This window comes from Aestuariibaculum sediminum, from assembly GCF_014596945.1.
GTDB lineage: Bacteria > Bacteroidota > Bacteroidia > Flavobacteriales > Flavobacteriaceae > Aestuariibaculum > Aestuariibaculum sediminum.
In genome coordinates this window covers 431,447-458,120 of record NZ_JACVXB010000003.1, presented here as the reverse complement: position 1 = coordinate 458,120, position 26,674 = coordinate 431,447, and the positions used below count along the sequence as shown (strand labels likewise).

Here is a 26,674-nt window from a genome sequence, read left to right as displayed (position 1 = left end):
TAAAATTATGTAGTATTCCGTTTAAAGTTTGACTGTATGCCTTATAAAGTTGACTTTTAAAAGTTAATAATGTATTTGCTTAGCGCTTTAGTGTTAAATGAAATAACATCATCACTCAGTTGTTTAATAGGTACAATTTTACCAGATTTGTCCTTTATTTTAACGCGATTAATGTTTTTATATTTAACACGGCATGTTCCTCCAATTTTAGATAAAACAGAGGTGTAAGTAACTTCGCCATTTGTCCATTTTAAATCAATTTCAAAATTACCTCTCGCCATTAGGCCTTTAAAAGATCCGTTTTTCCATGCTTTCGGTAGTGCGGGTAAAAGTTCTATTAATCCTTCATGACTTTGAATAAGCATTTCGGCTACCCCCGCCATGGTGCCTAAATTTCCGTCTATTTGAAAAGGTGGATGTTTCGTCCATAAGTTTGGATTGGTACGTTCTCTCAAAAATTTAGAATATACGTCGTGAGCCTTTTCAGCCTCCTTTGTTCTGGCGTATATATTCATCCTATGGGCCATGGCCCATCCTGTAGTTTCGTTTCCTCTGTAATTAAGAACTGTACTTGCTGCTTTCATCCAGTCAGGATGGTTGGAATTAATTAAAGTACCAGGAAATATGGTGCATAAATGCGAAATATGACGGTGTTTCGGGTCACCAATTTCTCCGTATGTTTTTTCTTCACGAAATTCTTTAATTTGTCCTGATTCTCCAATAAGAATAGGATCTAATTTTTTAATTTGTTTTTTAACGCGGTTTAGAAATGTGGTGTTTAAATCTAGTATTTTAGCACTTTTTAGCAAGTCGTTATAGGTTTCCCAAACAAAACCTTGATCGAAGGTACTCCCTTTGGTTTCATAATATTTGCCATTATGAATTTGTTCGGGCGAGAAAGAGCGGTCTACCAAAAGGATGCCTTCTTGTTTTGGTTCAAGAGTTTTAGATAAAAATGTGCTCATCCCTAATAGGGCAGGGTAGGCTATGTTTTTGAGATAAGTAGTGTCTTGCGTGTATTCAAATCGATCCCAAAATAGTTTAGTTGTAAAACCGCCAGTACCAGGACCGGAATGTCCACCAGGAACTCCTATGCTATAGGCATTTGCCCCTGTTCCTATACACCAGCCATTTTTATGTGGATTCTCGTTAAATTTTTCTGGATAATATGTTTTAATATAAGTGCTGCCATTTTCAAAGGCCTTCGGTAAGTAAGCCTCAAAATACTGCTCGTAAGGCAGAAATGTCTCGGCTAAATTTGCATTAAAGGCGCCCCAATAGTTCATCTGGATGTTAATGTTGTGCCAGTAGCCTCCAGACCATGGTGTGACATGGTATTGGCTCCATGTGCCTTGTAATCCACATGGTAGTGTTCCTTTTCTGGAACTGGCGATTAACAAATACCTGCCGAAATGAAACATAAGTTCTTCTAAATAAGGATTAGTAGCATTGTCTTTATAATTTTCAACAAGGCTACTAGTTGTTTCGGTTGATTGATTTTTAGTTAATTTTAGTTGAACTCTGGAAAATAAGTTTTGGTAATCCTTTAAATGAGTTTCTTTTAATTCTTGATAGGTTTTAGATGAAGCCTCTTTTATGATTTTAGATACCTTATCGTGCGGAAAAACTTTAGGATCTAATTTCAATTGTGTAGAATCCTGAAGAAAGATATTCTTATTTAATTTATAATTGGTACTTGTTGCGATTAAAATGGTAACTGTATTAGCGTCAACAATACTAATGTCTTTAGTTCCATTTTCCGAGTTAGATAAAAGTTGTCCGCCGTCGTTAATTATTTTTATTTGTCCCTCATAATTTAAACTGAATGAAGGTATAGATCCCGATAATGTAATTTGGTTTTCAGAGGTGTTAATTTTTCCAGACTTGGCTATTTTCGTTATCGTACCGCGAGAATTGTTTAATTCGTCTTTTCCTCTTAAATAGGGTATTTCGGCGCGAACAGTTAATGATATTTTGGAAGATTTATTGGCGCTTAACCTAATGGCTATGATGTTGTCTGGGTAGCTTGCGAAATATTCTCTGGTATATGTCACGTCTTTGTGGTCATAACTCACATAAGCAGTCCCGTCATTTAAATTAATGGAACGTTTATAGTTGGAAATATTGTAATGATTGAATTGTAAAAATATTTCGGCGAAATTTGTCATTCCACCTGTACCGTAAGGCGCACCATTTGTTAGAGTTTTTTCGGTAATTTGAATACGTTCAGTATCGGTACGTCCAAAAATATTAGCTCCCATATAGCCATTTCCAATAGGGTAGGAATAGGTTTCCCAATCGCGGTCAAACGGAAAACCACGTGCCACAGTAACTGAATAGTCTTTACCTCTGTTTGGAGCGGGTTGGCTATCCCAAACTTCATATATTCTATTGTTTTTAGCGTTTTGAGAAACTGCGTTTAATGAAAAAAATAATAAAAAAAATAGTAGAGGTAAGCTTTTTAACATGTTTTGGCTTGAGTGAATTATTTTGATATCCCTGTTCGTTAAATATAAAGACATCAATTTATTTGGGTTATGGTTATTCTGTCCTAAAATCTGTTATTAAAAGAATCAATTCTATTAAAAGTAGACAAGGCAATATACAAAAGGCTAGGAAAATAAAGTTATAGTTTTGTGTCGGATTTAAAAATGAAACACTAAGCTTTTATTTAGCGGTTTTTAATAATTCTGGAAATTTAGCTTTAAATCGATTTAGCCTTGGTATGGATACATTTTTAACATAAGGATTGTTGGGGTGGAGGCGTTCGTAGTTTTGGTGATAATCCTCGGCCTTCCAAAATTTTTGAAACGGATAAACTTCGGCAGCAATTTTAGCGTTTAATTGTTTTGCTAAAGCCGCTTTTTTCTCCATTATGATTTGTTTTTGTGTATCGTTCTGATAAAAAATAATAGATCTGTACTGCGAACCTATATCATTACCTTGGCCATTAATCTGGGTGACATTTTGAGAACCAAAATAAACATCCACAAGCGTTTCAAAGCTTACAATTTTTGGGTCGTAAATAACTTCAACAGATTCGGCATGTCCTGTTTTTCCTGTGTTACTGGCTTCGTAGGTTGGGTTGCTGGTGTGTCCGCCCGAATAGCCACTAATAACTTCATCAACGCCTTTTACGCTTTCATAAATGGCTTCAACACACCAAAAACAGCCACTGGCGAAATATGCTCGTGCTTTTCCGTTTTGTATTGGTACTTCAATAGGCGAACTGTTTTTTATCGCTTCTTGCTTTTCAGAATTTTGAGCCTTATTATGACAATTAAACATAAGTGTTAACGAAAATGCTAAAACAAGTTGTTTCATAAGTGTAAAAGTAGTTTTATTTTGGGTTTAGACGTAATAAGCATACAATCCTTAAAGGTAATTCAATAATTTATTTATAAAAAAAAAGCCTTTACACTAAAAATGTAAAGGCTTTTATATTATTAACGGTTGGTTGTTCTTAGCTTAATTTAGCAAACAACTTTTCCATTTTTTCTTTTTGTTCTTCAGCTAATTGTGCATCCACTAAAATACGTCCACTGTGTTCATCAGTAATGATTTTTTTGCGTGATGCAATTTCTACTTGAACCTGAGGAGGAATAGTAAAGAATGAACCTCCGGAAGCACCTCTTTCAATAGGTACAACAGCTAATCCATTTTTCACATTTTTTCGGATTCGTGTATAAGCAGAAACTAAACGTTCTTCAATTTGATTTTTGTAGTCATCCGACTTTTCAATTAACGCTTGCTCTTCTTTTTCAGTTTCGGCTAAAATGTCGTTTAATTCTCCTTTTTTGTGTTTAAGGTGCGTTTCACGCTCTTTTAGACGTTCTTTGGTTTCAGCAATAACTTCTTTTTTCTGCTCAATTTGTGCTTTAAACTCTTTGATGTGTTTTTCAGCCAACTGAATTTCTAATTCTTGGAATTCAACTTCTTTAGTTAACGAGTTGTATTCTCTGTTATTTCTAACATTTTTTTGCTGCTCAGTATACTTTTTAATTAAAGCTTTAGCTTCTTCAATAAGATTCTTTCTAGATGCGATATCGTTGTCGATGACTTCTAAACTTGAAACTAATTTGTCTAATCTGATGTTTAATCCAGCAACTTCGTCTTCTAAATCGCGAACTTCTAAAGGAAGTTCTCCTCGAACATTTCTAATTTCATCTATACGAGAATCGATGAGTTGTAAATCGTATAAAGCTCTTAAGCGCTCTTCAACAGTTACTTCTTTATTTTTAGCCATACTTTAAAAATACTTAACAGGATTGGTATTTGTCTTTGATAAAATGATTGCAAAATTAGTAAATTTTTTTGTAAGATGCGCTACTAATCCGTTTTTTGTGAATTGCTCACTTTCGTAGTGGCCTATATCGGTTAGTAGAATGTTATTTTCAGCAGTAAAAAAATCGTGATATTTTAAATCGGCAGTGATAAATGCATCTGCGCCAGCTGCTTTGGCCGCACCAATAGCAAAACTACCTGAGCCGCCAAGTACTGCTATTTTTTTTATTTTTTTGTTTAAAAGGGCTGAATGTCGAATACATTGGGTATTCATTTGGTCTTTTACGTACGAAAGGAAGTCTTTTTCAGTCATAGAATCCTTCAGTTCACCCACCATTCCTATGCCAATATGCTGGTTTTTGTTTTCAATGGTAATGACTTCGAAGGCGACTTCTTCGTAAGAATGCGTTTCAAACAATGTTTTTAAAATTTGAGATTCTAAATGTCTCGGAAAGGTAACCGTAATCTTAGTTTCAGATTCCGTATGAGTTGTTCCGCGCTCGCCAATACTTGGATTTGCGTTTTCGTTAGCATTAAACGTACCATAACCTTCCACGTTAAAGCTGCAATTATCGTAATTCCCAATAGTGCCAGCACCGGCTTCAAATAAAGCAATCCTTAATTGTTCTGCTTCGTTACTAGGTACATACGTGGTTAGTTTTTTTATGGTTTGTGTTTGAGGAATTAAAACTTTTTTATTACTGAGCTTTAATTGGTTGCAAATCATGTCGTTAACACCTTGAAATGCATTATCTAGTGCTGTATGTATGGTATAAATGGCAATATCATGTTTAATTGCTTTTAATACTACGCGTTCCACATAAGTTTTTCCAGTTATTTTTTTTAGGCCTTTAAAGATTATAGGATGAAAGGTAACAATTAAATTACAATCGTTTGTAATCGCTTCATCGACAACAGTTTCTAAGGTGTCTAAAGTAACCAGAACACCAGTTACTTTAGCGTTTTTATCGCCAACAAGAAGACCTACGTTATCAAAATCTTCAGCGTAAGCTAAAGGAGCAAGGCTTTCAAGGTGGTTAATAATATCTTGAATAATCATGAATTCGGTTTGTTTATACCAAAGATAAAATTTTATGTTTTCTCAAGTAAGGAAATGTCAAGTTTTAGAATGAGTATAGTTAATTAAATGAGATAAATATTGATTATCTTGCACTTTAAAAGAAATTACAAGTTTGAGGCTCGATGAAGATTATTAGAAAGATATGTTTTCCTTTTGTTCCTGTTTATTTTTTAATTACTCGCCTACGAAATGCTTTGTATGATTATGGTGTATTGAAATCGACGTCATATAACTTCCCGGTCATTTGTGTTGGAAATTTAAACGTTGGCGGAACAGGTAAAACACCTATGATAGAATATTTAATAAAGCTACTTAAAAATGATTATAAAGTAGCGACATTAAGCCGAGGTTACAAACGTAAAACTTCAGGTTTTCGAATTGGTGATGAACAGTCTATTGTAGAGACATTAGGCGATGAACCCTTTCAGTTTTACAATAAATTTGGACACGATATTACTGTAGCTGTTGATGCCAATAGGCGTCAAGGAATTGCTAATTTAATGAATCTAGAAATGCCACCCGAAGTAATTTTATTGGATGACGCTTTTCAACATAGAAAGGTAAAGGCGGGATTTAATATTTTATTATCAGCTTACAATAATTTATATACTAAAGATATTTTATTGCCTACTGGCAATTTACGAGAGCCTAGGTTAGGGGCTAAACGTGCAGATGTTATAATTGTTACTAAATGTCCTGAAGAGATACAGGACCATGAAAAATCGAAAATATTAGATGCTATTGCGCCCGAAGATTATCAGCAGGTGTTTTTTAGTTCGATACAATACGATTCAAACGTATACGCTCATGATGGAAAACTAAAATTAACATCTTTAAATGATTTTTGTTTGGTAACAGGAATAGCCAATCCCAACAGCATGGTGAATTACCTAAAGGGCAACCAATTAAATTTTGAACACCTGAATTACGACGATCATTATAATTTTACCGATCAGGACGTATTATTATTAAGTACGAAATCGTTAATATTAACAACCGAGAAAGATTATATGCGTTTAAAGCAATATGAAGTTTTAAAAGGGAAATTATTTTATTTACCCATAACAGTAGTTCTGAATGATCCCGAAAGATTTAATGCTCTAATAAAATCGTTTGTAAAGACTTAAGTTGTAGTCCAGTTACTTCGTTTATTTTTTAGCGCATTGTATAGTTTCTTTTCGAATTCTTCTTGCTTAAATGGTTTAGGAATAATATCGGTAAAACCAGCATCTTCAAATTCCTGCATTTTATCTTCAATAGTAACAGCTGTAAGCGCAAATATGGTTAATTCCTTGTCAAAAGTACGAACGCGCTTTGTAGCTTCTATACCACTAATACCTGGCATATGAATATCCATTAAAACAATATCGTATTTTTTATTTTTAATATTATTAACTGCATCTTCACCATTATCAACGATTTCGCAATTAAGGTTCATTTTGGTTAGTATTTTTTTGGTAATCATCTGGTTGATTTTATTGTCTTCAACCACCAATACTTTTACATTTTCTAAATCAATGTCGTCTGGATTGCCGCCAAAATAAATTGGTTTGTTTTCAATACTTTCCTGATTAGAAGTGTGTTCTAAAGGAATTTCAAAATAGAACGTCGTGCCTTTTCCTAGTTCACTTTTTACGTAAATTTTCCCGTTTAGAATACCAATTAGTCCTTTTACAATGGATAGGCCAAGACCTGTACCGCCATATTTTCGGTTAATTTGAATCGATCCTTGTGAGAAACTTTCAAACATGTGGTCTTGTTTCTCTTGACTGATACCTATTCCATTATCTTCAACTTCAAATCGAAGGGTATAAATATTTCCTTTTTCTTCTATTTTATAGATTCTTATCCAGATGTCTCCATTTTTGGTAAACTTTATAGAGTTACCAATAAGGTTAATTAATATCTGAGAAATTTTAATTTGATCGGCAATAAAGTTTTCGCCAATTGAAGCATCATATTCCAGATGAATTTTAACATTATTATCCTGAGCCTGATTATTCAGAGCCATAATAATGTTATTTATTTTTTTCTTTAAATTAAAAGGTTCAGGTTCAACATCGACTTTATTGGCTTCAATTTTATTAATTTGAAGAATGTCGTTAATGAACGTTAATAAATAATCACCTGAAAATTTTAAAGATTTTAAATGTTGAATTTGTTCTGGTTTAGGGTTTTCTTCCAATAACATATTACTTAAGCCTGTTACCGCGTAAAGCGGGGTGCGAAGTTCATGCGTTACTGTAGATAAGAAGTTTGCCTTAGTTTTTGAAGCTAATTCAGCTTTTTCTTTCGCAATAATAAGCTCTCCATTTTTTTTATGCAGCATATTATTGGTCTTTAATCTTATGTTGTTATTCTTGTAAAGCGATAGTGTTAATAGTGATAATATGGTTATTAAAGCCACACTTAAAATAGAAATTAACGTGCTTAAATTATTATCGTCTTCTTCTTTTTTTAACTTTTCGAAGGTTTCACTGTATTTTTGATTGGCTTCATCTAGCTGATATTGCACCTGCTGGGCTTTAGAGTAATTGGCACGTTTAACATCTGCTAAAGAATCGGAGATATCAATATGATATTTTAAATTTTCTCTAGAGGCTTTGTAATTTTCTAACTCGTTGTATATGTTACTGGTTATTAAATAGCCTTTGTCTAAAATGGTTAAATAATTATTTTTCTTTGCTATTTCTAAACCTTCTTTTGCGAGAATTAAGGCCTTATCGTTATTATTTAATTTGTTATAAATAATGGCATGTTCAATTAAAGCATCGCTCTGGATTTTTAATAGCTTTTCTTTTCTGGCTAGTGCTAATGCTTGTTCTATAACATCTCTGGCTTTGTTGTAGTTTTTTATAAGAAAATAGGTTTTGCCCTCGGCAAGTAGAACTTCAGATAAATCTGCTATTAACTCTTCTTCTTCAAATTTCGACTTTGCTGCTCGATATGAATCTAAGGCCTGATAATACATTTTCTTAGCCGCATAAACATCTCCAAAAATCTTATATGATTTTCCAAGGTTTATATTGTCGTTTATCGTGCGTTGTATTTCGACCGATTTGTTTAATGAATTTATAGCTTGCTGATATTCTTCAACATATAACTGTAGTTTACCTTTTATAGCATAAATTACTGCTATACGTTCTTTGTTATTCGTGCTTTCAGCAATTTTTAGGGCAGAATCCAGATTCTTTTGAGCTTCGTAATACCTAAAGTTCTCAAGATCGGTTTGAGCTCGTTCTATATGATAGTCTATTCCATTCTGTATCAATTCAGGGTCATCACTAACCGAATTTTGTGATATACCACATGTGCTAAAAAGCAAAAGCAGTAGGAATATGTAACTTTTAATTTGAAGCATTTTAACGTTCTTTAACGACAAATATAATTATTTTATCGACAAAATACACTTTTTTTCGATAAATTACACAAAAGATCAATAATTCTTTGTGAATATCCCGACTCATTATCGTACCATCCAATAATTTTAACCATGGTTCCAATAACAGAGGTCATTCCTGAATCAAATATACAAGAATGGGTGTTACCTACAATATCAATTGATACGATAGGGTCTTCGGTATATTGTAAAATACCTTTATATTCGTTAAGTGATGCGTTTTTAAAAGCTTGGTTAACATCATTAATGGTAACACTTTTTTTAACGTTAAAGGTAATATCTGTTAGCGATCCATTAATTACGGGTACTCGTATACCACATCCACCAATGACCTCCGATAAATCGGGAAATATTTTAGTTAAAGCCTTAGCTGCACCTGTTGTTGTGGGAACAATAGATTGTCCGGCAGCTCTCGATCGTCTCAAATCGCGATGCGGTTGATCGTGTAAACTTTGGTCGGTAGTGTAGGAGTGAACCGTTGTAATGTATGCTTGATTTATACCGCACAATTTATTAATAACATCAATCATGGGGGCGGCATTATTGGTCGTGCAGGAGGCATTTGAAATAATATGTTCGGTACCATCGATACTAACGTCATTAACACCCAAAACAATCGTTTTTATATTGTCTTCCAAAGGAGGAACACTTAAGATAACATGTTTTGCACCATTTTTAATGTGATTTTGTAAATCTGTTGCAGTTTTAAATTTGCCTGTAGATTCAATGACAAAATCAACATTATAAGGAGTCCAATTAATGTCTTTAGGGTGGTTTTTGTTTAAAAGTGTTACTTTTTTATCGTTAACAATAAGATGACTTCCTTCATAATTAACGGTACCATTAAATCTACCGTGTACGCTATCGTATTTAAGTAAATGACTTAGAGTTTCTATATTGGCAAGGTCATTAATGGCTACGACCTGAATATTATTATATTCTTGTAACAATCGAAAAACCCGTCTTCCTATTCGGCCAAAACCATTAATAGCAACATTAATCATAATTTAATTAATGTGTTTTTGCGCTCTGTAAGATGAACGAACTAAGGCACTACTTTCTACATGACGGAAACCTAATTCTAAACCAATTTCTTCGTATTCTTTAAATTGGTCAGGGGTAATAAACTGCTGAACAGGCAAGTGTTTTTTACTTGGTTGCAAATACTGCCCTATAGTTACCACATCGACGTCATTTTCTTTTAAGTCGTGCAGGGTTTCAATCACTTCTTCACGTGTTTCTCCCAACCCAAGCATGATGCCAGATTTTGTGCGACGTTGCCCTTGTTGTTTTAAATATTTTAAAACGCCCATGCTTCTATCGTATTGCGCCTGTATGCGAACCTCACGAGTTAAGCGTCTAACGGTTTCTATGTTGTGTGACACTACTTCCGGGGCAACTTCAATAATTCTATCGATATGTTGTTCCAAACCTTGAAAGTCTGGAATAAGGGTTTCAAGCGTGGTTTCAGGGTTCATTCGGCGCACGGCTTTCACAGTTTCGGCCCACATAATACTTCCCATATCTTTTAAATCATCACGATCAACACTGGTTAATACGGCATGTTTAATATTCATGATTTTAATGGAACGTGCTACTTTTTCAGGTTCATCCCAATCTACTGTTTCTGGGCGTCCTGTTTTAACACCACAAAAACCACAAGATCGGGTACAAACATTACCTAAAATCATAAAGGTTGCTGTACCTTCACCCCAGCATTCACCCATGTTAGGGCAGCTTCCGGATGTACATATTGTATTTAATTTGTATTTATCAACAAGGCCTCGTAATTCGGTATATTTTTTTCCTGTTGGAAGTTTTACACGTAGCCATTTTGGCTTTGGCTTTCTTTCAGGTAATATATTTGAAGTGCTTTCTGTATTCATATTGAAAAATAAAGCACAAAGATACAAAGTATTCTTTTAAAAAGCGGCTATAAAGTGGTTAGATACCAAATACTAAAGCCTATTAAAAAGCTAATGCCGATCCAGCTTAATAGATGAAGTTTTTTTGAAGGCTGCCAGGCTTTTGGAGTGTGATTACTGGAAATTAAAATATAGTTAATTACAGCAAAAAAAGGTGCAGTTATAAACGATAAAATGGTAGCTAGTTGAATAAGCAGGCCCATTTCAGAAGCTAAAAAGAAAAAAATAAAAACAGAACCCAAAGTGAGCAAGCTAATCCAAAAAGTGTAGTTTAATCTGGTTCCTTTTTTAAAAAGTAATTGTGTGGCCTTAGCCATGGCCCGGGGAGAGGCATCTAATGTTGTTAATGTGGTACTAAACATGGTTGTAAATGCGGCAATACCAATTATAATATAGGCCCAACTCCCTAAACTTTTGGTGTACATAGTTATGAGTTGTCCCGAAAATACAGCGGCTGATGTACTGAAACTTTCGCCACTTTTATACATTACTAAAGTGCCTAAAAGTAAAAAGCCACATCCTATTAATATGGTGCTCAAATATCCTATATTGAAATCGAATAACGAAGACTCGGGCGTATATCGTTTAGTATCTTTGTTTTTTTGAACGGCCCATAACGATTGCCATACCGAAACATCTAAAGGAGCTGGCATCCATCCCATAAACGCTATCAGGAAGGCGATATCTAAACCATTATCTGGTATTATTTGGGTAAAAGAGATTGGTTCGTTTGTATTTGACAAGGCAATAATTACCGCTGCAAAAGTGCTAATGGTGAGGGTGATTATTATTACTTTCATTAGTCTATCTAAAAGCTTGTATTTGCCTAAGGTGAGTAAACAAACACAAACTAAAAGGATGACTAATGTCCATATTTCTGTACTGTTTATTACCGTGTTGCCCATGCTGAAACTGCTAAAATTTCCAAATAAATGGGCCGCCAAACCTGCCGTAACTATGGTAACAGCGGTTTGAATAGTAAACATGGTAGCGAAATTTAAAATGTAATAAAAAGTTAAAACGCCTTTTCCTAATTTTTTATAACCTTCCAGTAAACTTTCACCTGTGGCTGTTGCATATCGAGGGCCAAATTGAAAAAAAGGATATTTACAAAGATTTACCAAAAGTAATGCCCAAAGTAAACCCATGCCAAAATCGGAACCGGCTCGTGTAGATTGAACCAGATGCGAGACCCCTATTGCTGCGCCAGCAAACAATAATCCAGGGCCTAAATGCTTTAATTTGGTGATCATTAATTTAGTTTGACTGAATAATTTCTGCTAGTAATTTTTTTGCCCGAAGAAGTTTTACTTTAACATTATTTATCGGCTCTTTCAGTTGAACAGAAATTTCTTTATAACTCAATTCCTGAAAATAACGCAGATTTATTATTTCCTGATAATGGGGTTTTAATTTTTTTATGTCTCTAAGTAGTTTGGCTAAATGCTGATCGGTAATTAGTTTATCTTCCGGAGTGGGAGATTCATCTAAAATTTGATATACCGATTTGTCATCGTTCGACATGATTTGAGAAATCGAATTCTTTTCTTTTCGCAATAAATCGATGTGAATATTTTTTGAAATGGTTATAAGCCAGGTTTTAAATTTGTACGAATCGTCGAAAGTTTCAATTCTATCAAATGCTTTGGAAAACGTTTGAATGGTTATGTCTTCGGCATCATTTTCGTTTTGAACACGTTTTATTTGATAGCCATAAACAGCATCCCAAAAATTATCTAACAGAAAATTAAATGCTTTCTGGTCGTTGTTTTTAGCACGTGTAATAGCCTCTTTTATTTCCAATATCTCGGTTTTGATGAAAGATTCTTTATAAAGATAACCAATTGTGCAACAATTAAAAATATTTCTAAAACTGGTAGAAGCATAATCAGGTCTTCTTCATTCAGTTTTTTTGCCGAGCGCCCAAAGATTATGAATTGTGAAATGAATCGTACTAATATTAAGCCCACTACAAATGGCCATTTGAAAGTTGAAGCTATAAGTGAAATACCAAAACCCCAAAACATAATTTGTAATAAATAGAGTAGGGATAATGCTATTTTATGATTGGGTTTATAGTGTTTCGCAGTCGAAATATGGCGTCTCTTTTGTTTTATCCAAGCCTTAAAATTTGTTTTTGGAATGGATTCGGTAAAACTATTTTGCGAAACACATATCGCTGTATTATGTTTTGTAGCAACTTGGTTAACAAATAAATCGTCGTCACCAGATGGGATTTTTATGTGTTCAATAAATCCGTTAGCTTTAAAAAAGAGCTCTTTGGTGTAGGCTAAATTTCTTCCTACGCCCATGTATGGGTTTCCTCCTTTTGCAAACGAAAAATAATTTATAGCCGTAACCAAGGTTTCAAAGCGGATAATTTTATTCAAAAAGGAGTTTTTAACCTTGTTGTAAGCACCATACCCTAAAACTAACTCCGTGTTATCATTGAAATTAGAGCACATATCTTTAATCCAAAATTTCGATAAAGGTTTGCAATCGGCATCGGTGAAAAGTAAATGATTGTAGCTTGAAGCTTTTATGCCGAGTGTTAGTGCGTATTTTTTATTTCCCCAAAATGCTTCTATATTTTTTACGTTTACGATTCGAATATTGCTATTACTGTTTTTGAAATCTTCCATAACGTTAAGCGTATTGTCGCTCGAAGCATCATTTATGAGGATGATTTCAAATTTTGGATAGTTTTGATTAATTACTGAAGGTAGAAACTTGGCCAAATTCTCGGCTTCGTTTTTGGCGCATACAATAACAGATACCGGAAATTTTATTGGAGATGCTTTTTTTGGTTTTAAAAAGGCAAATTTGCCGAATAAAACAAAATAAATAATAACTTGAATAACAACTACAGCAGCGAATGCGTAGAACACAAAATCAAGTACGCTCATATATGGCTATGAGTGTTGAGTTTCGTTGCAAGAATCGAATTGATCTGGAGTTTTTCCACAAAAACCACAAGCTTCCCCTTCTTTATTCAGCATAGGATTTTGGCTGGCGCAAGTACCAGCAAATTTGCCATCTTTTTTAGCCCAAATTTTTATGGCTATTCCTGCAATACCTAGTCCTAATAATACTAATGTTAATAAAAGAAGTTTCATTTGAAATTATTTTATGCAAAGATAATCAATACTAACAACTACTAAAAGTTTATTTGTTCTTCCTTTTTGTGAGAAATTAATTAATGTGTGTGTAACTAATTGTAAATAAGTATATTTATAGAGCTAACATTTTAATATTTTAAATATGAAAAAATTATTTGCAGAGTTTTTTGGAACGTTTTGGCTTGTTTTTGGAGGCTGTGGAAGTGCAATTTTTGCATCACAAATTGCTCCCGCAGAAGGCGGCCAAGTAGGTATTTTACTTGTTGGGGTTGCCTTAGCATTTGGTTTAACCGTATTAACGATGGCCTATGCGGTAGGACATATTTCTGGCGGTCATTTTAATCCAGCAGTAACATTAGGGTTAATGTCTGGTGGTCGACATTCGGCTAAAGAAGCTTTACCATACATTGTCTCTCAGTGTATAGGAGCTATAGCTGCCGCGGCTGCTTTGTACTTTATTAATGGAGGTACAGGTACAGGGCCTGGAGCATTTGCCACAAACTTTTACGATCATGCCGTTTATTTTGGTAAAAGTTACAGCATGGGTGCAGCATTTTTGGTTGAATTTTTACTCACTATGTTTTTTCTAATTATAATTATGGGAACAACCGATAAGATGGCTAATGGGAAATTTGCAGGAATCGCTATAGGCTTGGCATTAACCTTAATACATCTAATTTCCATACCTTTAACCAATACATCTGTAAATCCGGCGCGTTCGCTTTCTCAGGCTATTTTTGTAGGAGGCGAAGCTATAATGCAACTTTGGTTGTTTTGGGTAGCACCAATTTTAGGAGCTATTGTGGGTGGACTTATTTATAAAAACCTGCTTCAGTCTCCGGAAAAAGAAGCTTTAGATTCTTAAAGTGAATTTCATAAATACAAATAAAAAAAGCCTCATCTAGTTATTTGAGGCTTTTTGTTATTTGAAAAATAATTTTATTTCAATTCTATTTCTGCAACCGAATTATCTAAAGATGCTGTGGTATTGCCACCTTTTGGTTCGATGGTAATATTTAAACCAAGTGCATTTTCAGTGTATGGTAATTGTCTAAGTTGCCTATCGGTTTCACTTAAAATACCGAGACTTACCATTTTGTCTTGTAATTCGGCCCAGATTTGATAACATTGCTCCTCCGGCAGTTGAGGTAATGATACCACATCAATCATCGATGTTTTGTCCTTAGGGTTTATATATGCTACAGTTTTTAAGTTTTTAGCACGATTATTTCCCTGCATGATGTATTTATACGTCTCAGGATCGTTTAATTGTTTAAACTGCTGCATTAAATTGTCCAGTTTTTTGTTGTTCATTTCAATGTCACTCCTTAGGTCGAAAATCTCATCGACAACAATCTGGTTTTCCTGACTTAACTTTTTGTTCTGATTATAGAAAATATAAGATGTTCCTGCAAACAGTAAAGCAGCAACACTAGCAGCAATACTGTATTTATACCATGATTTGTAATTTTTACGACGCTTCATTGTAACAACAGGGGCATCATCAAGCTCATCTAAAACACTGTTTAAGATGCTCGCAGGGGCTTCAACGGCATTGGTTTTAGCTACAACTTCTAAATTGTATTGTAGGGTATTGTATGCGTTTTGAACTTCTGGGTATTTTGAAATATAGGTTTCAACCATTTCTGTTTCGGAAACAGTGGTTTCACCTAATAGATATTTTTCTAATAGGCCAGAATTTAAAAAAGTAGTTATTTTCGCATTCATGACTTTTTTTAGTTAAGGATTATAAATTTTTTTCAATTCTCGTAATCCAATTTTTAATCTCGATTTTATAGTACCCAACGGAATATCTAATTCGTCGCTGGCTTCTTGCTGGGTCATGCCCTCAAAAAAGAGTGCATTTAATACAATTTGATATTTTTCATCTAAACTGCCTAGGTGCTTTTTAATATCTAAAACATCCTGATTTATCTCTGATGCTGACAATTTATATACGTATGTTTCTTCTATTTGGACTTCATTTCCATCTTTATTTTTTAAAGATCGAACTTTGTCAATAGCTGAGTTATAGGCAATTCGATATAACCAAGTGAAAAGTTTTGCTTTGCTGGAATCGTATTTTTTAGAGTATCTCCATATTTTTACAAAGGTTTCCTGAAGTACATCCTGAGCGGTATCATCGTCGGCAATTATTTTTTTAATAACGCCATATAAAGAGTCTGCATAGTTTTCATAAAGCAGAGAAATAGCTTTCTTATCGCCACGCTCCAGCAAATACACGATTTCTTTTTCTATTGATGATATCAAGTTAAAAGGGTTTTAAGTGAAAACTTTGATTTTGGTTAATGGCCAAAGTTAGAAATTTCTTTTGTATTAAATAATGTTTACTTCAGCTTCAATTTTAATATTAAACAGACGCTCAATGGTGTCCTGTATGAGTTTAGATAGTTTTAATATGTCTTTTCCTTTGGCGTTACCATAGTTTACTAGAACTAACGCCTGATTTTTATGTACACCGTAATCGCTGTAGCGCTTGCCTTTAAACCCTGCTTTTTCAATAAGCCAACCCGCTGGTACTTTTACTTCGGTATCTGATAATGGATAGCATGGGATGTCGTGAAAGTTCTTTAAAAGCGCGTCATATAATGCTTTGGAAATAATAGGATTTTTAAAAAAACTGCCACTGTTTCCAATGTCTTTTGGGTTTGGCAACTTACTTTCACGGATGGCAATGACGGCCTTTGAAATATCCTGAATATTAGGACAGGAAACTTTCATTTCCTCTAATTGCAAGGCTATTGTTCCGTACTTAATTTGCAGTTTATGATTACGCTTGCTTAGCTTAAAAGTAACATTGGTAATTATATATTTACCTTTTGCATGTTCTTTAAAGATAGAGTTTCTATATCCGAAATTACAATCTTTTTTGTTGAAACGAACAATAGAACCATCTGAAATTGTTAGTGCTTCACATTCGTAAAATATATCTTTCAGCTCTACACCGTAGGCACCAATGTTTTGAATGGGCGCTGTGCCCACGTTCCCAGGTATTAGAGAAAGATTTTCGATGCCGCCATAATTGTTTGCTAGACACCAAAGTACAAATTCATGCCAATTTTCGCCAGCATTTGCTTTTACAAAAACATAATCTTCATCTTGATTAATCGTTTCAATGCCTTTTAAGTTAATATGAATAACCAATGCATCAATGTCTTTTGTTAGCAGCATATTACTACCGCCTCCTAAAATTAATTTATCGGGGTAATTTTTAAGTAATAACACCGATTGTAATTCGTTGACGGACTTTACAGATACAAAATGTTTTGCGTTTACATCAATCCCGAAGGTATTGTATGGTTTAAGCGATATGTTTTGTTGAATATGCACTAATCTTTATAAACTTTTAAAGCTTCTTTAATTATGTTAACAGCTTTTAATAAGCTTTCCTTATTAAGTACGTATGCAATACGAACTTGGTTTAATCCGAGTCCTGGAGTTGAGTAAAACCCACCTGCAGGTGCAATCATGACAGTTTCGTTATCAATATCGAAATGCTCTAAAAGCCACTGTGCAAAATTATCGGAATTTTTAATAGGAAGCTCCACGATACAATAAAAAGCACCTTTAGGAGTCGCTACTTTAACACCTTCAATATTTTGTAATGCTTTTATTAGGGTGTCTCTTCTGTCTACATATTCTGCAATAACATCGTCAAAATAACTTTGTGGCGTATCTAAAGCGGCTTCGCTGGCTATTTGTGCAAAGGTTGGCGGACTTAGTCTTGCCTGAGCATACTTTAAAACGGTTTGTAATACTGTTTTGTTACGTGACACTAAGCAGCCTACGCGTGCCCCACACATACTATACCGTTTAGAAACCGAATCTATTAAAATAGTGTGTTCATCTAAATCGTTTAATTGTAAAATAGAGAAGTGGCTTGCACCATCATACACAAATTCCCGGTAAACTTCATCGGCAACTAAAAATAAATCGTGTTTTTTAGCTAAGGCGCCTAATTGTTCAATTTCTTCTTTAGAGTACAGGTATCCTGTTGGGTTACCTGGATTACAAATTAATATAGATTTTGTTTTAGGTGTAATTAATTTTTCAAAAGTCTCAATAGGAGGTAATGCAAAATTATCGTCTATGTTACAAACGGCCGGTACAACATTTACCCCTGTAGCAGTTGAAAAAGCGATGTAGTTGGCATAAAAAGGTTCAGAAATAATCACTTCGTCTCCCGGATCCATGATACTACTAAATAAAAATAAAAGTGCTTCACTGGCTCCTGTTGTTACTACGATATCGTCTGGTTTTACAAGAATATCGTGTTTTTTATAGTAAGCAGCAAGTTTAGTTCGGTAGTTTTCCGATCCTTCAGATCGTGAATATTCAAGTATTTCTACGGTGTTATTTTTTACAGCTTCTAAAGCTACATCTGGTGTTTTTATATCGGGTTGCCCTATGTTTAAATGATAAATAAATTTACCGTTCTTTTTAGCCTGCTCCGCATATGGTACAAGTTTACGAATTGGCGATTCGGGCATAAGGCGCCCTTTTCTTGAAATAGTTGGCATTATTTTTTAATTATAAGGCGCAAAGTTGAGAAAATTATCTTAAAGTTTTTTTAAAAAGTCCATGAAAATAAGCATTGTGTTTCAAAGATTTGTAAATTGAATAGGCCAACTACTGAATATTTTCTAATGCAGCAAAAATGAGTTTTATAATTTGGTTTTTATGCTCATTAAAGGATTAGATTTTTAGCATGTTTCTGACTAAAAAAAGATGTTTTAAATATTCGGAACGCTAACTTTTCAACAGATGAAACGAATTACAGTTTTTATAGTATATTTTTTTTGCTTGCATTACTGTGGTTATTCTCAGGATAGATTTATTGTTCAAAATGCTAAACAATCCGATAAGGTAAAATTTCAACTTATCAATAACTTAATTATTATTCCAGTTGAAATTAACGGCGTGAACTTGTCTTTTTTGTTAGATTCTGGTGTTACTAAACCGATCTTATTCAATTTTTTAAATGTTTCCGATTCCTTAAAAATTGAAAGCACAGAAACCTTTTATTTAAGAGGTTTAGGAGAAGACGAGCATATTTTGGCACAACGATCTACCGGTAATGTTTTTAAAATTGGTGATGCTGTAAAACTAGATCAGGATATGTATGCTATTTACGATGCGAATCTAAATTTAGCACCAAAGCTTGGGGTTCCTGTACACGGCATAATAGGTTTCGATTTATTAAAGGACTTGGTTATAGAAGTAAATTACTCCAGATCTTTTTTAAAATTATATAATCCTGACAATTATAAATACAAAAGATGCAGAAAGTGTGAAATTTTCCATTTAGAATTTTATAATAATAAGCCTTACATTAATGGTGTAGTAGAGCTTAATGAAAGGTCAATTCCTGTGAAATTATTAATTGATACAGGGGGGAGCGATGCTTTGTGGTTATTTGAAGATGAAACGAAAGGTATTAATGCTGGCGCTAATTACTTTCACGATTTTTTAGGTCATGGATTAGGTGGAAGTGTTTATGGGAAACGGTCTAAAGTAGAGGCACTTCATTTAAAAAACTTCACATTAAAAAAACCAAATGTGGCATATCCGGATTCTTTATTTATAATGCACGCAAAAAACCATAAAGAGCGCTCAGGTAGTGTTTCGGGTAATATCCTAAAACGATTTAATATTATTTTAGACTATCGTAATGCGACGATTTCCCTTAAAAAGAATGGAAGCTTTAATCACGATTTTAATTATAACAATAGTGGTATTGAATTGGCGCATGATGGTTACAAATTTGTTAAGCAAACTAAAGATATATTATATAATCAAAGTGGAAATGATGAAGAAAGTATCAGTCAAGGTTTAAATATATTATATCGGACGGATGTTAAAATGGTTTTAAAACCTGTATACACTATTGTAGAGCTTAGAAAAAATTCGCCAGCTGAACGTATTGGATTAAAACTTAATGATGTGGTGGTCTCTATTAACGGAAAAGTAACGCATCATTACAAGTTGCAAAAGCTTATGGAAATGTTTTATGATGATCCGGGAAAGAATATTCGATTAAAGGTGGAACGAAATGGTATTCCCTTAACGTTTAGTTTTAATTTAGAAAATCCGCTAAAAAAATAAGGGCAACGTTTACGTTGCCCTTATTTTTTGTTAATTAATATATTTATTGCTGAACGATACTTTTTTTCTTTTCAAGCATTGCTTTTCCTGATTTTGTGTCAATCACTTCACCTTTAATTTTAAGGGCTACAGTAGGAGTCTCGGCATTAGAAATTACTGTAATGGTTTTTCTAATTGGCATTACTCGGTTAGTATCGTACTTAACTTCAATCTCTCCTGTTTTACCTGGTAAAATAGGATCTTTTGGTTTTTTAGGAACCGTACAACCGCAACTTGATGTTACGCTCGAAATAACCAAAGGAGCTTCACCTGTATTAGTGAATTCAAAAACTCTTACTCCATCGGCACCTTTCTCGATGGTACCGTAATCAATAGTTTCGGTCTTAAATTCTATTTTAGCCTTTTTACTTTGGGCTGAAATTGATAAACTAAATAATCCTACGAATAAAATTGTTATTAACTGTTTCATGGTTTATTATTTTAAGTTCTTGTTTTCTATTATTTTATTGTTGTTGTTATCATTTTTTTAGGGTTTTTTCCCGTTAAAACGAACTCAAACATACTTACTTTTTTAGCATTCTACAAAAATATTAGTTGTATTACACAATTTGGTTCTAACAAATTAGGCTTTTAAAGCTATAAAGAATGCATGTTTACATTAAAAAAAAGGTCCTTTTAATTCTTACTTTTAATATGACTTTTAAAGAACAAGAAATATAAGTACTTTTGCACTTCATTATTCAAAAACTATTCCAAAGTATGCAAATACCTTCAAAATATGAAGCTAGTCAGGTAGAAAGTAAGTGGTACAACTACTGGATGGAACACAATTATTTTCATTCAGAGCCAGATGAAAGAGAACCTTACACCATTGTAATACCTCCACCTAACGTAACCGGGGTCTTACACATGGGGCATATGTTAAATAATACCATTCAGGATGTATTAATACGTCGGGCACGTTTACAAGGTAAAAATGCTTGTTGGGTGCCTGGAACCGATCATGCATCGATTGCTACCGAAGCCAAAGTCGTTGCCAAATTAAAAGAACAAGGTATCGATAAAAATGATTTGTCTCGTGATGAGTTTCTAAAGCATGCCTGGGATTGGACGCATGAATACGGTGGGGTTATATTAGAACAGCTTAAAAAACTTGGGTGCTCCTGCGATTGGGAAAGAACCAAGTTTACCATGGATGACAATATGTCTGAAGCTGTTATAAAAGTATTTGTTGATTTATTTAATAAAGGGTTAATTTACCGAGGTTATCGTATGGTTAACTGGGATCCTGAAGCAAAAACAACACTTTCAGACGAAGAAGTTATTTACGAAGAAAAACAGGGCAACCTTTATTATTTAAATTACAAAATTGAAGGTAGTGACGATGTTTTAACAATTGCTACTACGCGTCCGGAAACTATTTTTGGAGATACCGCGATTTGTATCAATCCTACCGATGAGCGCTTTTTACATTTAAAAGGGAAAAAGGCGGTAGTGCCAATTTGTGGTCGTGTTATTCCTATAATTGAAGACGAGTATGTAGATCTTGAATTCGGTACAGGTTGTTTAAAGGTAACACCAGCTCACGATGAAAACGATAAGGTTTTAGGGGATAAACATGATTTGGAAGTTGTAGATATTTTCAATGATGATGCCACTTTAAATAGTTACGGATTACATTATGAAGGACAAGATCGTTTTGTGGTGCGTAAGGCGATTGCCAAAGAATTAGAAGAAGCAGGCGTTTTAGTAAAAACTGAAACCCATATAAATAAAGTAGGAACATCCGAGCGAACTAAAGCCGTTATCGAGCCGCGATTAAGCGATCAGTGGTTTTTAAAGATGGAAGAACTCGTAAAACCTGCTATTGAGGCTGTTTTAGGTGATAATAATGATATTCAGTTATTTCCTAAAAAGTTCGAAAACACCTATCGTCACTGGATGGAAAATATTCGCGACTGGAATATTTCTCGCCAGTTATTGTGGGGACAACAAATTCCGGCATACTACTATGGCGATGGTAAGGCAGATTTTGTAGTTGCTGAAACTGCTGAGGAAGCTTTAATTTTAGCTCAGGAAAAGACAGGAAATAGCGATTTAAAGGCTGAGGATTTAACTCAGGAAACCGATGCGCTAGATACTTGGTTTTCATCATGGTTATGGCCAATGAGTGTTTTTGATGGTATTCGTAATCCTGAAAATGAAGATATTAAATACTATTATCCAACCAACGACTTAGTTACTGGTCCTGACATTTTATTCTTCTGGGTAGCCAGAATGATAATTGCTGGATATGAGTATAAAGGAGAAAAACCATTCAATAATGTTTATTTAACCGGACTTGTTCGAGATAAACAGCGTCGTAAAATGAGTAAATCTTTAGGGAATTCACCAGACGCTTTAAAGCTAATTGAAGAATACAGTGCCGATGGCGTTCGCGTAGGATTACTATTAAGTAGTGCTGCTGGTAACGATTTATTGTTTGATGAGGCTTTATGTCAGCAAGGAAAAGGTTTCGGAAATAAAATCTGGAATGCTTACCGTTTAATAGACGGTTGGGAAATTGATGAAACCATACCCCAGCCCGAATCAAGTAAGATTGCCTTAGAATGGTATGAATCAAAATTTCAAAAAGCATTAGTAGACATTGAAGATCATTTTAGTAAATATCGTTTAAGCGATGCTTTAATGACTATTTACAAGTTGATTATGGATGATTTCTCGGGCTGGTTACTTGAAATCGTTAAGCCCGCCTACCAAAAACCTGTTGATGCAAAAACCTATAAAGCTTTAATTGCAGCGTTTGAAGATAATTTAAAAGTTCTTCATCCGTTTATGCCATTTTTAACAGAAGATATTTGGCATTATATAGCCGAGCGCACCCCAGAAGAAGCTTTAATTGTAGCGAAATGGCCAGCGGCAAAATCAATAAACGATGCATTAATTGCTGAATTTGATTTTGCTTCTGAAGTTGTTTCAGGCATTAGAAATATTAGAAAAGAAAAAAATATAGCATTTAAAGATGCGATTGGTTTTTCTGTAATTAATAAGGAAAATACTAAATCGACTTTCGATTCGATAATTCAAAAACTAGGGAACCTTGAGGCTATAGAATATGTAAATGAAGCTGTAGATGGTGCTTTAACATTCCGAGTAAAATCTAATGAATATTTTGTGCCTATGGCAGGAAGTATTGATGTTGAAGCGGAAATTAAGAAATTAACAGAGGAGCTAAATTATACTGAAGGTTTCTTGAAATCAGTTCAGAAAAAGTTATCTAACGAACGTTTTGTTAGCAATGCACCCGATCAGGTTGTGGCTTCAGAAAAGAAGAAAGAGGCCGATGCATTAGCAAAAATAGAAACATTAAAAGCGAGTTTAGCGAGTTTAAATTAAAATCTGACTCTAAAAGATAAAATGAAAAAAGAGGTGCATTGAAAAATGGATCTCTTTTTGTTTTCTATAACATTTAAAACCTGACCCTGAAACTTACATTTGGGGTAATACCTAACGAATGGTTTTCAACTTTGTTTACATTATTCGCGTCATCTAAGGTATAATAGCGATTTATAATGTTAGTACGATCTAAAAGGTTCCAAATGGAAGTTCCTATCGTGGCTTTTGCTTGCTGCGTAAGCTTAAAATCGTAAGTAGCAGAGCAATCGGCGCGCAAATAATCTTTTAAATTTGAACTATTAGGACTGGCATAGCTAATAACATTGTCCTCTTGACTGTCATTTACGTCGGGTTCCGTCGTTGGTTTTCCGGAATGCCAGTTAATTCCAAGAGCAAATTTGAAAGCGTTGTTGGTATACGCGCCACCAAAAGCAAGGGCATTTTTAATATCGGTATTATTCGGGAAGGGGTTACCATCATTAATGGAATTAAACGTATAAATGTTTGTACAAAATGAATATGAAATCCATGAACTCAAGGAATTTCCAAACTGTTTGTTAATGAGTAAGTCAAGCCCTTTAATGGTATAACTTCCGGTGTCGTTTGTAAATTGAAATTGATTTTGAAAACCCTGACTTCGCGTGGTTATGCCGTTAACTTTCTTCCAAAATGCTTCGAAACTCATCAAGAATTCATTTTTGTTGTAATGCAGCCCTGCTGAAATTTGTTTACTTCTTAAAATAGGAACAGGGTAAATAGTTTGTTCTTCTGTAACCACAACGTCTTTGTAGTTGTTAGAAAGTATCCAACGCCGTTTTTCTATGCCTAAAAAGTCATTTTGTAAATCGATAATTTGTGAGGTAGTTTGACTTTTTAATTCGCCAAGTAATTCTAAACGAAAATAGTTTAAAAATCGTTGACTAAAACTTAATCGAGGTTCAATTAAAAGCTCGTCGAATTTAGGAAAATAATTTAATCGGGTTCCAAAGTTTAATTTTGTTCTGGCATTGTTCGATAAAAACTGGTTTTCAAAATAAGTGGCATGACTTCGAACAACATCTTTTACATAGCTTCTAAAATAAGGGTTGTTTACGTCTTCGAGATTACTTATGCCTACTTCAGTAAATTGATACCCTGAATTAATATTAATATTTTTGTTAAAGTGATACTGGATGTTAAGTTTTCCAGTTCCATCATAAACCTGATTTTCCTGAATAAGCCGTTGATTATTTGTGATATCGAAATTGGTCGCGTCTAAATCGTAATTCGATACATATAGTTGCGCAGTAGTTTTAAGCTTAGCATTCCAATTTCTGGTATACGTAATTCCGGTTGCTAAATTTTCTTGTCTTAATTTACTGTTTAAAGCTTCATCCTGATCATTTATGGTAGATTGTTCGTCGTAATTCAAGTAATTGTTCACATTTAAAAAATGAACCCTAACCTTGTTACTATCATTAATGTTGTAAAGGAATTTTAGAGCGACATCGTAGAAATAAAAGTTTTCATTTTGAGAAACAGAAGACGAATTATTGGAATTTGTTAAATCTGAATCTTGAAAAATACGTTTGAAATATTGCTCATAGGTTGGCGTGGTTATTAAGTCTGATACCGAACGCCTAGATGATAGTTGTAATTCGGTTTTGTTTGAAATTGGAACTTTAACATAACCATCGGCATTAATTAAATTAAAGCCTAAACCAGCCTTAAAATTGTTATCGATATTATCGGGTAATTTCATATCGATAACGCTCGAAACGCCATCGCCGTATCTGGCACTGGAACCATTTTTATAGATGTTAATAGTTTTGGTCGTGTATGGATTAAAAGCTGAAATTAAGCCAAAAAAATGACCAGATTGATACATTTTTATACCATCCCAAAGAATGAGATTTTGGTCATGGGTTCCGCCGCGTATATTGATATTTGAAACCGTTTCATCGGTGCTTAATATACCAGGTAAAGCCTGAATGGTTTGTAAAACGTCTGACTCAATAAGTCCTGGTAGTATACCAAAAGCTTCCGAATTTATTGTAATTGCGCCATTATTTAATTTTTCAATCCCATTGGTTAAGTATTTTGAAACAATAACTTCTTCAAGGCGTTGTGTTTTAAAAACTTGATTCTTAATAACACTTTTTTCACGTATAACTATAAAGCGGTTGTTTAAAGTTTCAAAATCCAATTGTGTTTCTTCCTTTAGAAAATCTAGGGCCTCAAATAAGCTTAATTGAATTTTGGGGATACTGCTTTGTTTGTCTTTAATGGCTGCGTCGGCATAAGAGAAACTTACATTATAGCGTGCTTCTAATATTTTTAAAACCGATATTAAGGACTGTTTTTCTTGAAGTGTTTGTCCATTTAAGGGTGAAAACATCAAGAAAATAATAGAATAAATAAAAGAAAGGATAAAATTCCTATTCACCTGTTAAAGTAATGATATCGTTTGATTTGCTGTAGGTAATGTGTAACGGTAGGGTAATGGCTTTTAGTGCAATGTCTAAATTGTTATGCGTGAATTTACCAGTAAATAATTGATTGGTATCGATGTTATCTGTTACAACAGAAATGCCATATTGTCTTTCCAATTCTGAAACTACATATTTGAATGGAACACTTTTAAAGGCACTTTCATTATTTAACCACGAAGGTTCTAGTTCTTTTTCTTTTTCTTTAGCAATAATTTTCCCGTCTAGAATTAAAAAACTGTCGCCAGGTTTTAATTTAGTTTCATGTGAATTAAATGTCACGCCAACTAAACCTTCGTAGCAAATAACTTCAAAAAATTGTTTCCGGTGTTTAACGTTAAACTCAGTACCATATACGGTAACAACACCCGATTTGGTTTTTACCTCAAATGAAGATCCTTTAGAAACTTTAAAAAAAGCTTCTCCGTTAAGTTGAACTTCACGTATTTTATTCCAGTTTTTATTATTAAATACCAAAGACGAATTGGCATTTAAGTTAACACTGCTATGGTCGGGTAATTCGATTAAAGTTTTTTCTGCAAAATCTGTGGTATAAGTGGTGTCGAGCGTTGTAGTGTAGTAATACAAACTAAAGGAAATCGCTAATACAGCGGCAACGCGCATAAATACAGAGATTCGCGATTTTCCTGATTTTTTAAAGCTTTTAATCGTGGTTAAGACCTTGTTTAATTCCGAGTCTGTATTGAAATCTTCAGTTTTAAAAGCTTGTAGACTACGGTCTAATTGTATCAAATCGTTGTATTCTTCAAGCTGTTTAAAAGCTTCAAGTTCCTGTTTGTTTAGCTCGTTATTAAGCCATTTTAATATGAGTTCGTCTCGTTTCATAATTTCCTATACATCTATATAACAAGTAT

At 33.9% G+C, this 26,674-nt stretch carries 22 protein-coding genes; 4 read left to right on the top strand and 18 right to left on the bottom strand.

Annotation, left to right across the window (positions count from 1 at the left end; genetic code table 11):
* Window positions 1–56 precede the first annotated feature (56 nt).
* The 4 genes from ICJ83_RS09585 to ICJ83_RS09570 form a co-directional block, all read right to left on the bottom strand.
* Window positions 57–2,468 (bottom strand): glycosyl hydrolase family 95 catalytic domain-containing protein, encoded by a 2,412-nt coding sequence (locus ICJ83_RS09585; protein ID WP_188230164.1) that lies wholly within the window; start codon window positions 2,466–2,468, stop codon window positions 57–59.
* Window positions 2,469–2,667: 199 nt separating this feature from the next.
* Complete coding sequence (msrA, locus tag ICJ83_RS09580) at window positions 2,668–3,324, bottom strand: peptide-methionine (S)-S-oxide reductase MsrA (protein ID WP_188230163.1); 657 nt, start codon at window positions 3,322–3,324, stop codon at window positions 2,668–2,670.
* Window positions 3,325–3,463: 139 nt separating this feature from the next.
* Complete coding sequence (locus ICJ83_RS09575; RefSeq protein WP_188230162.1) at window positions 3,464–4,246, bottom strand: zinc ribbon domain-containing protein; 783 nt, start codon at window positions 4,244–4,246, stop codon at window positions 3,464–3,466.
* 3 nt (window positions 4,247–4,249) lie between these two features.
* Window positions 4,250–5,344, bottom strand: a complete 1,095-nt coding sequence (locus ICJ83_RS09570) for a Nif3-like dinuclear metal center hexameric protein (protein WP_188230161.1) — start codon at window positions 5,342–5,344, stop codon at window positions 4,250–4,252.
* A gap of 143 nt (window positions 5,345–5,487) precedes the next feature.
* Here ICJ83_RS09570 and lpxK point away from each other — a divergent pair, with 143 nt between their 5' ends.
* Window positions 5,488–6,492: a tetraacyldisaccharide 4'-kinase gene (lpxK, locus tag ICJ83_RS09565; protein ID WP_188230160.1), complete on the top strand. Its 1,005-nt coding sequence runs from the start codon at window positions 5,488–5,490 to the stop codon at window positions 6,490–6,492.
* Here the strand turns inward: lpxK and ICJ83_RS09560 are convergent.
* The 7 genes from ICJ83_RS09560 to ICJ83_RS09530 are packed head-to-tail and all read right to left on the bottom strand — an operon-like array spanning window position 6,489 to window position 13,806.
* Window positions 6,489–8,726: an ATP-binding response regulator gene (locus tag ICJ83_RS09560; RefSeq protein WP_188230159.1), complete on the bottom strand. Its 2,238-nt coding sequence runs from the start codon at window positions 8,724–8,726 to the stop codon at window positions 6,489–6,491. The genes lpxK and ICJ83_RS09560 overlap by 4 nt on opposite strands.
* A 32-nt stretch (window positions 8,727–8,758) precedes the next feature.
* Window positions 8,759–9,769 (bottom strand): type I glyceraldehyde-3-phosphate dehydrogenase, encoded by a 1,011-nt coding sequence (gap, locus tag ICJ83_RS09555; protein ID WP_188230158.1) that lies wholly within the window; start codon window positions 9,767–9,769, stop codon window positions 8,759–8,761.
* A gap of 3 nt (window positions 9,770–9,772) precedes the next feature.
* Window positions 9,773–10,651, bottom strand: coding sequence for a lipoyl synthase (lipA, locus tag ICJ83_RS09550; RefSeq protein ID WP_188230157.1), 879 nt, complete (start codon window positions 10,649–10,651; stop codon window positions 9,773–9,775).
* Window positions 10,652–10,698: 47 nt separating this feature from the next.
* Window positions 10,699–11,943, bottom strand: a complete 1,245-nt coding sequence (locus ICJ83_RS09545) for an Nramp family divalent metal transporter (protein ID WP_188230156.1) — start codon at window positions 11,941–11,943, stop codon at window positions 10,699–10,701.
* A 4-nt stretch (window positions 11,944–11,947) separates the two neighbouring features.
* Window positions 11,948–12,493 (bottom strand): RNA polymerase sigma factor, encoded by a 546-nt coding sequence (locus ICJ83_RS09540; protein WP_188230155.1) that lies wholly within the window; start codon window positions 12,491–12,493, stop codon window positions 11,948–11,950.
* The gene (locus ICJ83_RS09535; protein WP_188230154.1) at window positions 12,484–13,596 is read right to left on the bottom strand and encodes a glycosyltransferase; all 1,113 of its coding nucleotides are present in this window, start codon (window positions 13,594–13,596) and stop codon (window positions 12,484–12,486) included. The genes ICJ83_RS09540 and ICJ83_RS09535 overlap by 10 nt, the downstream gene beginning before the upstream one ends.
* Before the next feature lie 6 nt (window positions 13,597–13,602).
* Window positions 13,603–13,806: a membrane or secreted protein gene (locus ICJ83_RS09530; RefSeq protein ID WP_188230153.1), complete on the bottom strand. Its 204-nt coding sequence runs from the start codon at window positions 13,804–13,806 to the stop codon at window positions 13,603–13,605.
* 145 nt (window positions 13,807–13,951) lie between these two features.
* On the opposite strand from ICJ83_RS09530, the gene aqpZ reads away from it, so the two are divergent.
* Window positions 13,952–14,674, top strand: coding sequence for an aquaporin Z (aqpZ, locus tag ICJ83_RS09525; RefSeq protein ID WP_188230152.1), 723 nt, complete (start codon window positions 13,952–13,954; stop codon window positions 14,672–14,674).
* Window positions 14,675–14,748: 74 nt separating this feature from the next.
* Here the strand turns inward: aqpZ and ICJ83_RS09520 are convergent, their stop codons facing one another.
* The 4 genes from ICJ83_RS09520 to ICJ83_RS09505 form a co-directional block, all read right to left on the bottom strand.
* Window positions 14,749–15,537, bottom strand: a complete 789-nt coding sequence (locus ICJ83_RS09520; RefSeq protein WP_188230151.1) for an anti-sigma factor — start codon at window positions 15,535–15,537, stop codon at window positions 14,749–14,751.
* A gap of 12 nt (window positions 15,538–15,549) precedes the next feature.
* Window positions 15,550–16,080 (bottom strand): RNA polymerase sigma factor, encoded by a 531-nt coding sequence (locus tag ICJ83_RS09515; protein ID WP_188230150.1) that lies wholly within the window; start codon window positions 16,078–16,080, stop codon window positions 15,550–15,552.
* A 66-nt stretch (window positions 16,081–16,146) separates the two neighbouring features.
* Window positions 16,147–17,160: a UDP-N-acetylmuramate dehydrogenase gene (murB, locus tag ICJ83_RS09510; protein ID WP_188230149.1), complete on the bottom strand. Its 1,014-nt coding sequence runs from the start codon at window positions 17,158–17,160 to the stop codon at window positions 16,147–16,149.
* Window positions 17,160–18,350 (bottom strand): pyridoxal phosphate-dependent aminotransferase, encoded by a 1,191-nt coding sequence (locus ICJ83_RS09505; RefSeq protein ID WP_188230148.1) that lies wholly within the window; start codon window positions 18,348–18,350, stop codon window positions 17,160–17,162. Before ICJ83_RS09505 ends, murB begins: the two co-directional genes overlap by 1 nt.
* A gap of 244 nt (window positions 18,351–18,594) precedes the next feature.
* On the opposite strand from ICJ83_RS09505, the gene ICJ83_RS09500 reads away from it, so the two are divergent.
* Window positions 18,595–19,935 carry an aspartyl protease family protein gene (locus ICJ83_RS09500; RefSeq protein WP_188230147.1) on the top strand — a complete coding sequence of 447 codons (1,341 nt, stop codon included), beginning with the start codon at window positions 18,595–18,597 and terminating at the stop codon, window positions 19,933–19,935.
* A 43-nt stretch (window positions 19,936–19,978) separates the two neighbouring features.
* Here ICJ83_RS09500 and ICJ83_RS09495 read toward each other — a convergent pair whose 3' ends face one another.
* On the bottom strand, window positions 19,979–20,404 hold the full coding sequence (locus ICJ83_RS09495) for a DUF1573 domain-containing protein (protein WP_188230146.1): 426 nt from the start codon (window positions 20,402–20,404) through the stop codon (window positions 19,979–19,981).
* A 290-nt stretch (window positions 20,405–20,694) separates the two neighbouring features.
* Here ICJ83_RS09495 and ICJ83_RS09490 point away from each other — a divergent pair, with 290 nt between their 5' ends.
* Window positions 20,695–23,331: a valine--tRNA ligase gene (locus ICJ83_RS09490; protein ID WP_188230145.1), complete on the top strand. Its 2,637-nt coding sequence runs from the start codon at window positions 20,695–20,697 to the stop codon at window positions 23,329–23,331.
* A 73-nt stretch (window positions 23,332–23,404) separates the two neighbouring features.
* Here the strand turns inward: ICJ83_RS09490 and ICJ83_RS09485 are convergent, their stop codons facing one another.
* Entirely contained in the window at window positions 23,405–25,708 is a 2,304-nt protein-coding gene (locus ICJ83_RS09485; RefSeq protein WP_188230144.1) for a TonB-dependent receptor plug domain-containing protein, read from the bottom strand.
* 40 nt (window positions 25,709–25,748) lie between these two features.
* Entirely contained in the window at window positions 25,749–26,645 is an 897-nt protein-coding gene (locus tag ICJ83_RS09480; protein ID WP_188230143.1) for a FecR family protein, read from the bottom strand.
* Window positions 26,646–26,674 lie beyond the last annotated feature (29 nt).

Excerpts from the sequence above, each read along its gene's own strand:
- ICJ83_RS09585 (WP_188230164.1), bottom strand. The coding sequence starts at position 2,468 with ATGTTAAAAAGCTTACCTCTACTATTTTTTTTATTATTTTTTTCATTA.
- msrA (WP_188230163.1), bottom strand. The coding sequence starts at position 3,324 with ATGAAACAACTTGTTTTAGCATTTTCGTTAACACTTATGTTTAATTGT.
- ICJ83_RS09575 (WP_188230162.1), bottom strand. The coding sequence starts at position 4,246 with ATGGCTAAAAATAAAGAAGTAACTGTTGAAGAGCGCTTAAGAGCTTTA.
- ICJ83_RS09570 (WP_188230161.1), bottom strand. The coding sequence starts at position 5,344 with ATGATTATTCAAGATATTATTAACCACCTTGAAAGCCTTGCTCCTTTA.
- lpxK (WP_188230160.1), top strand. The coding sequence starts at position 5,488 with ATGAAGATTATTAGAAAGATATGTTTTCCTTTTGTTCCTGTTTATTTT.
- ICJ83_RS09560 (WP_188230159.1), bottom strand. The coding sequence starts at position 8,726 with ATGCTTCAAATTAAAAGTTACATATTCCTACTGCTTTTGCTTTTTAGC.
- gap (WP_188230158.1), bottom strand. The coding sequence starts at position 9,769 with ATGATTAATGTTGCTATTAATGGTTTTGGCCGAATAGGAAGACGGGTT.
- lipA (WP_188230157.1), bottom strand. The coding sequence starts at position 10,651 with ATGAATACAGAAAGCACTTCAAATATATTACCTGAAAGAAAGCCAAAG.
- ICJ83_RS09545 (WP_188230156.1), bottom strand. The coding sequence starts at position 11,943 with ATGATCACCAAATTAAAGCATTTAGGCCCTGGATTATTGTTTGCTGGC.
- ICJ83_RS09535 (WP_188230154.1), bottom strand. The coding sequence starts at position 13,596 with ATGAGCGTACTTGATTTTGTGTTCTACGCATTCGCTGCTGTAGTTGTT.
- ICJ83_RS09530 (WP_188230153.1), bottom strand. The coding sequence starts at position 13,806 with ATGAAACTTCTTTTATTAACATTAGTATTATTAGGACTAGGTATTGCA.
- aqpZ (WP_188230152.1), top strand. The coding sequence starts at position 13,952 with ATGAAAAAATTATTTGCAGAGTTTTTTGGAACGTTTTGGCTTGTTTTT.
- ICJ83_RS09520 (WP_188230151.1), bottom strand. The coding sequence starts at position 15,537 with ATGAATGCGAAAATAACTACTTTTTTAAATTCTGGCCTATTAGAAAAA.
- ICJ83_RS09505 (WP_188230148.1), bottom strand. The coding sequence starts at position 18,350 with ATGCCAACTATTTCAAGAAAAGGGCGCCTTATGCCCGAATCGCCAATT.
- ICJ83_RS09500 (WP_188230147.1), top strand. The coding sequence starts at position 18,595 with ATGAAACGAATTACAGTTTTTATAGTATATTTTTTTTGCTTGCATTAC.
- ICJ83_RS09495 (WP_188230146.1), bottom strand. The coding sequence starts at position 20,404 with ATGAAACAGTTAATAACAATTTTATTCGTAGGATTATTTAGTTTATCA.
- ICJ83_RS09490 (WP_188230145.1), top strand. The coding sequence starts at position 20,695 with ATGCAAATACCTTCAAAATATGAAGCTAGTCAGGTAGAAAGTAAGTGG.
- ICJ83_RS09485 (WP_188230144.1), bottom strand. The coding sequence starts at position 25,708 with ATGTTTTCACCCTTAAATGGACAAACACTTCAAGAAAAACAGTCCTTA.
- ICJ83_RS09480 (WP_188230143.1), bottom strand. The coding sequence starts at position 26,645 with ATGAAACGAGACGAACTCATATTAAAATGGCTTAATAACGAGCTAAAC.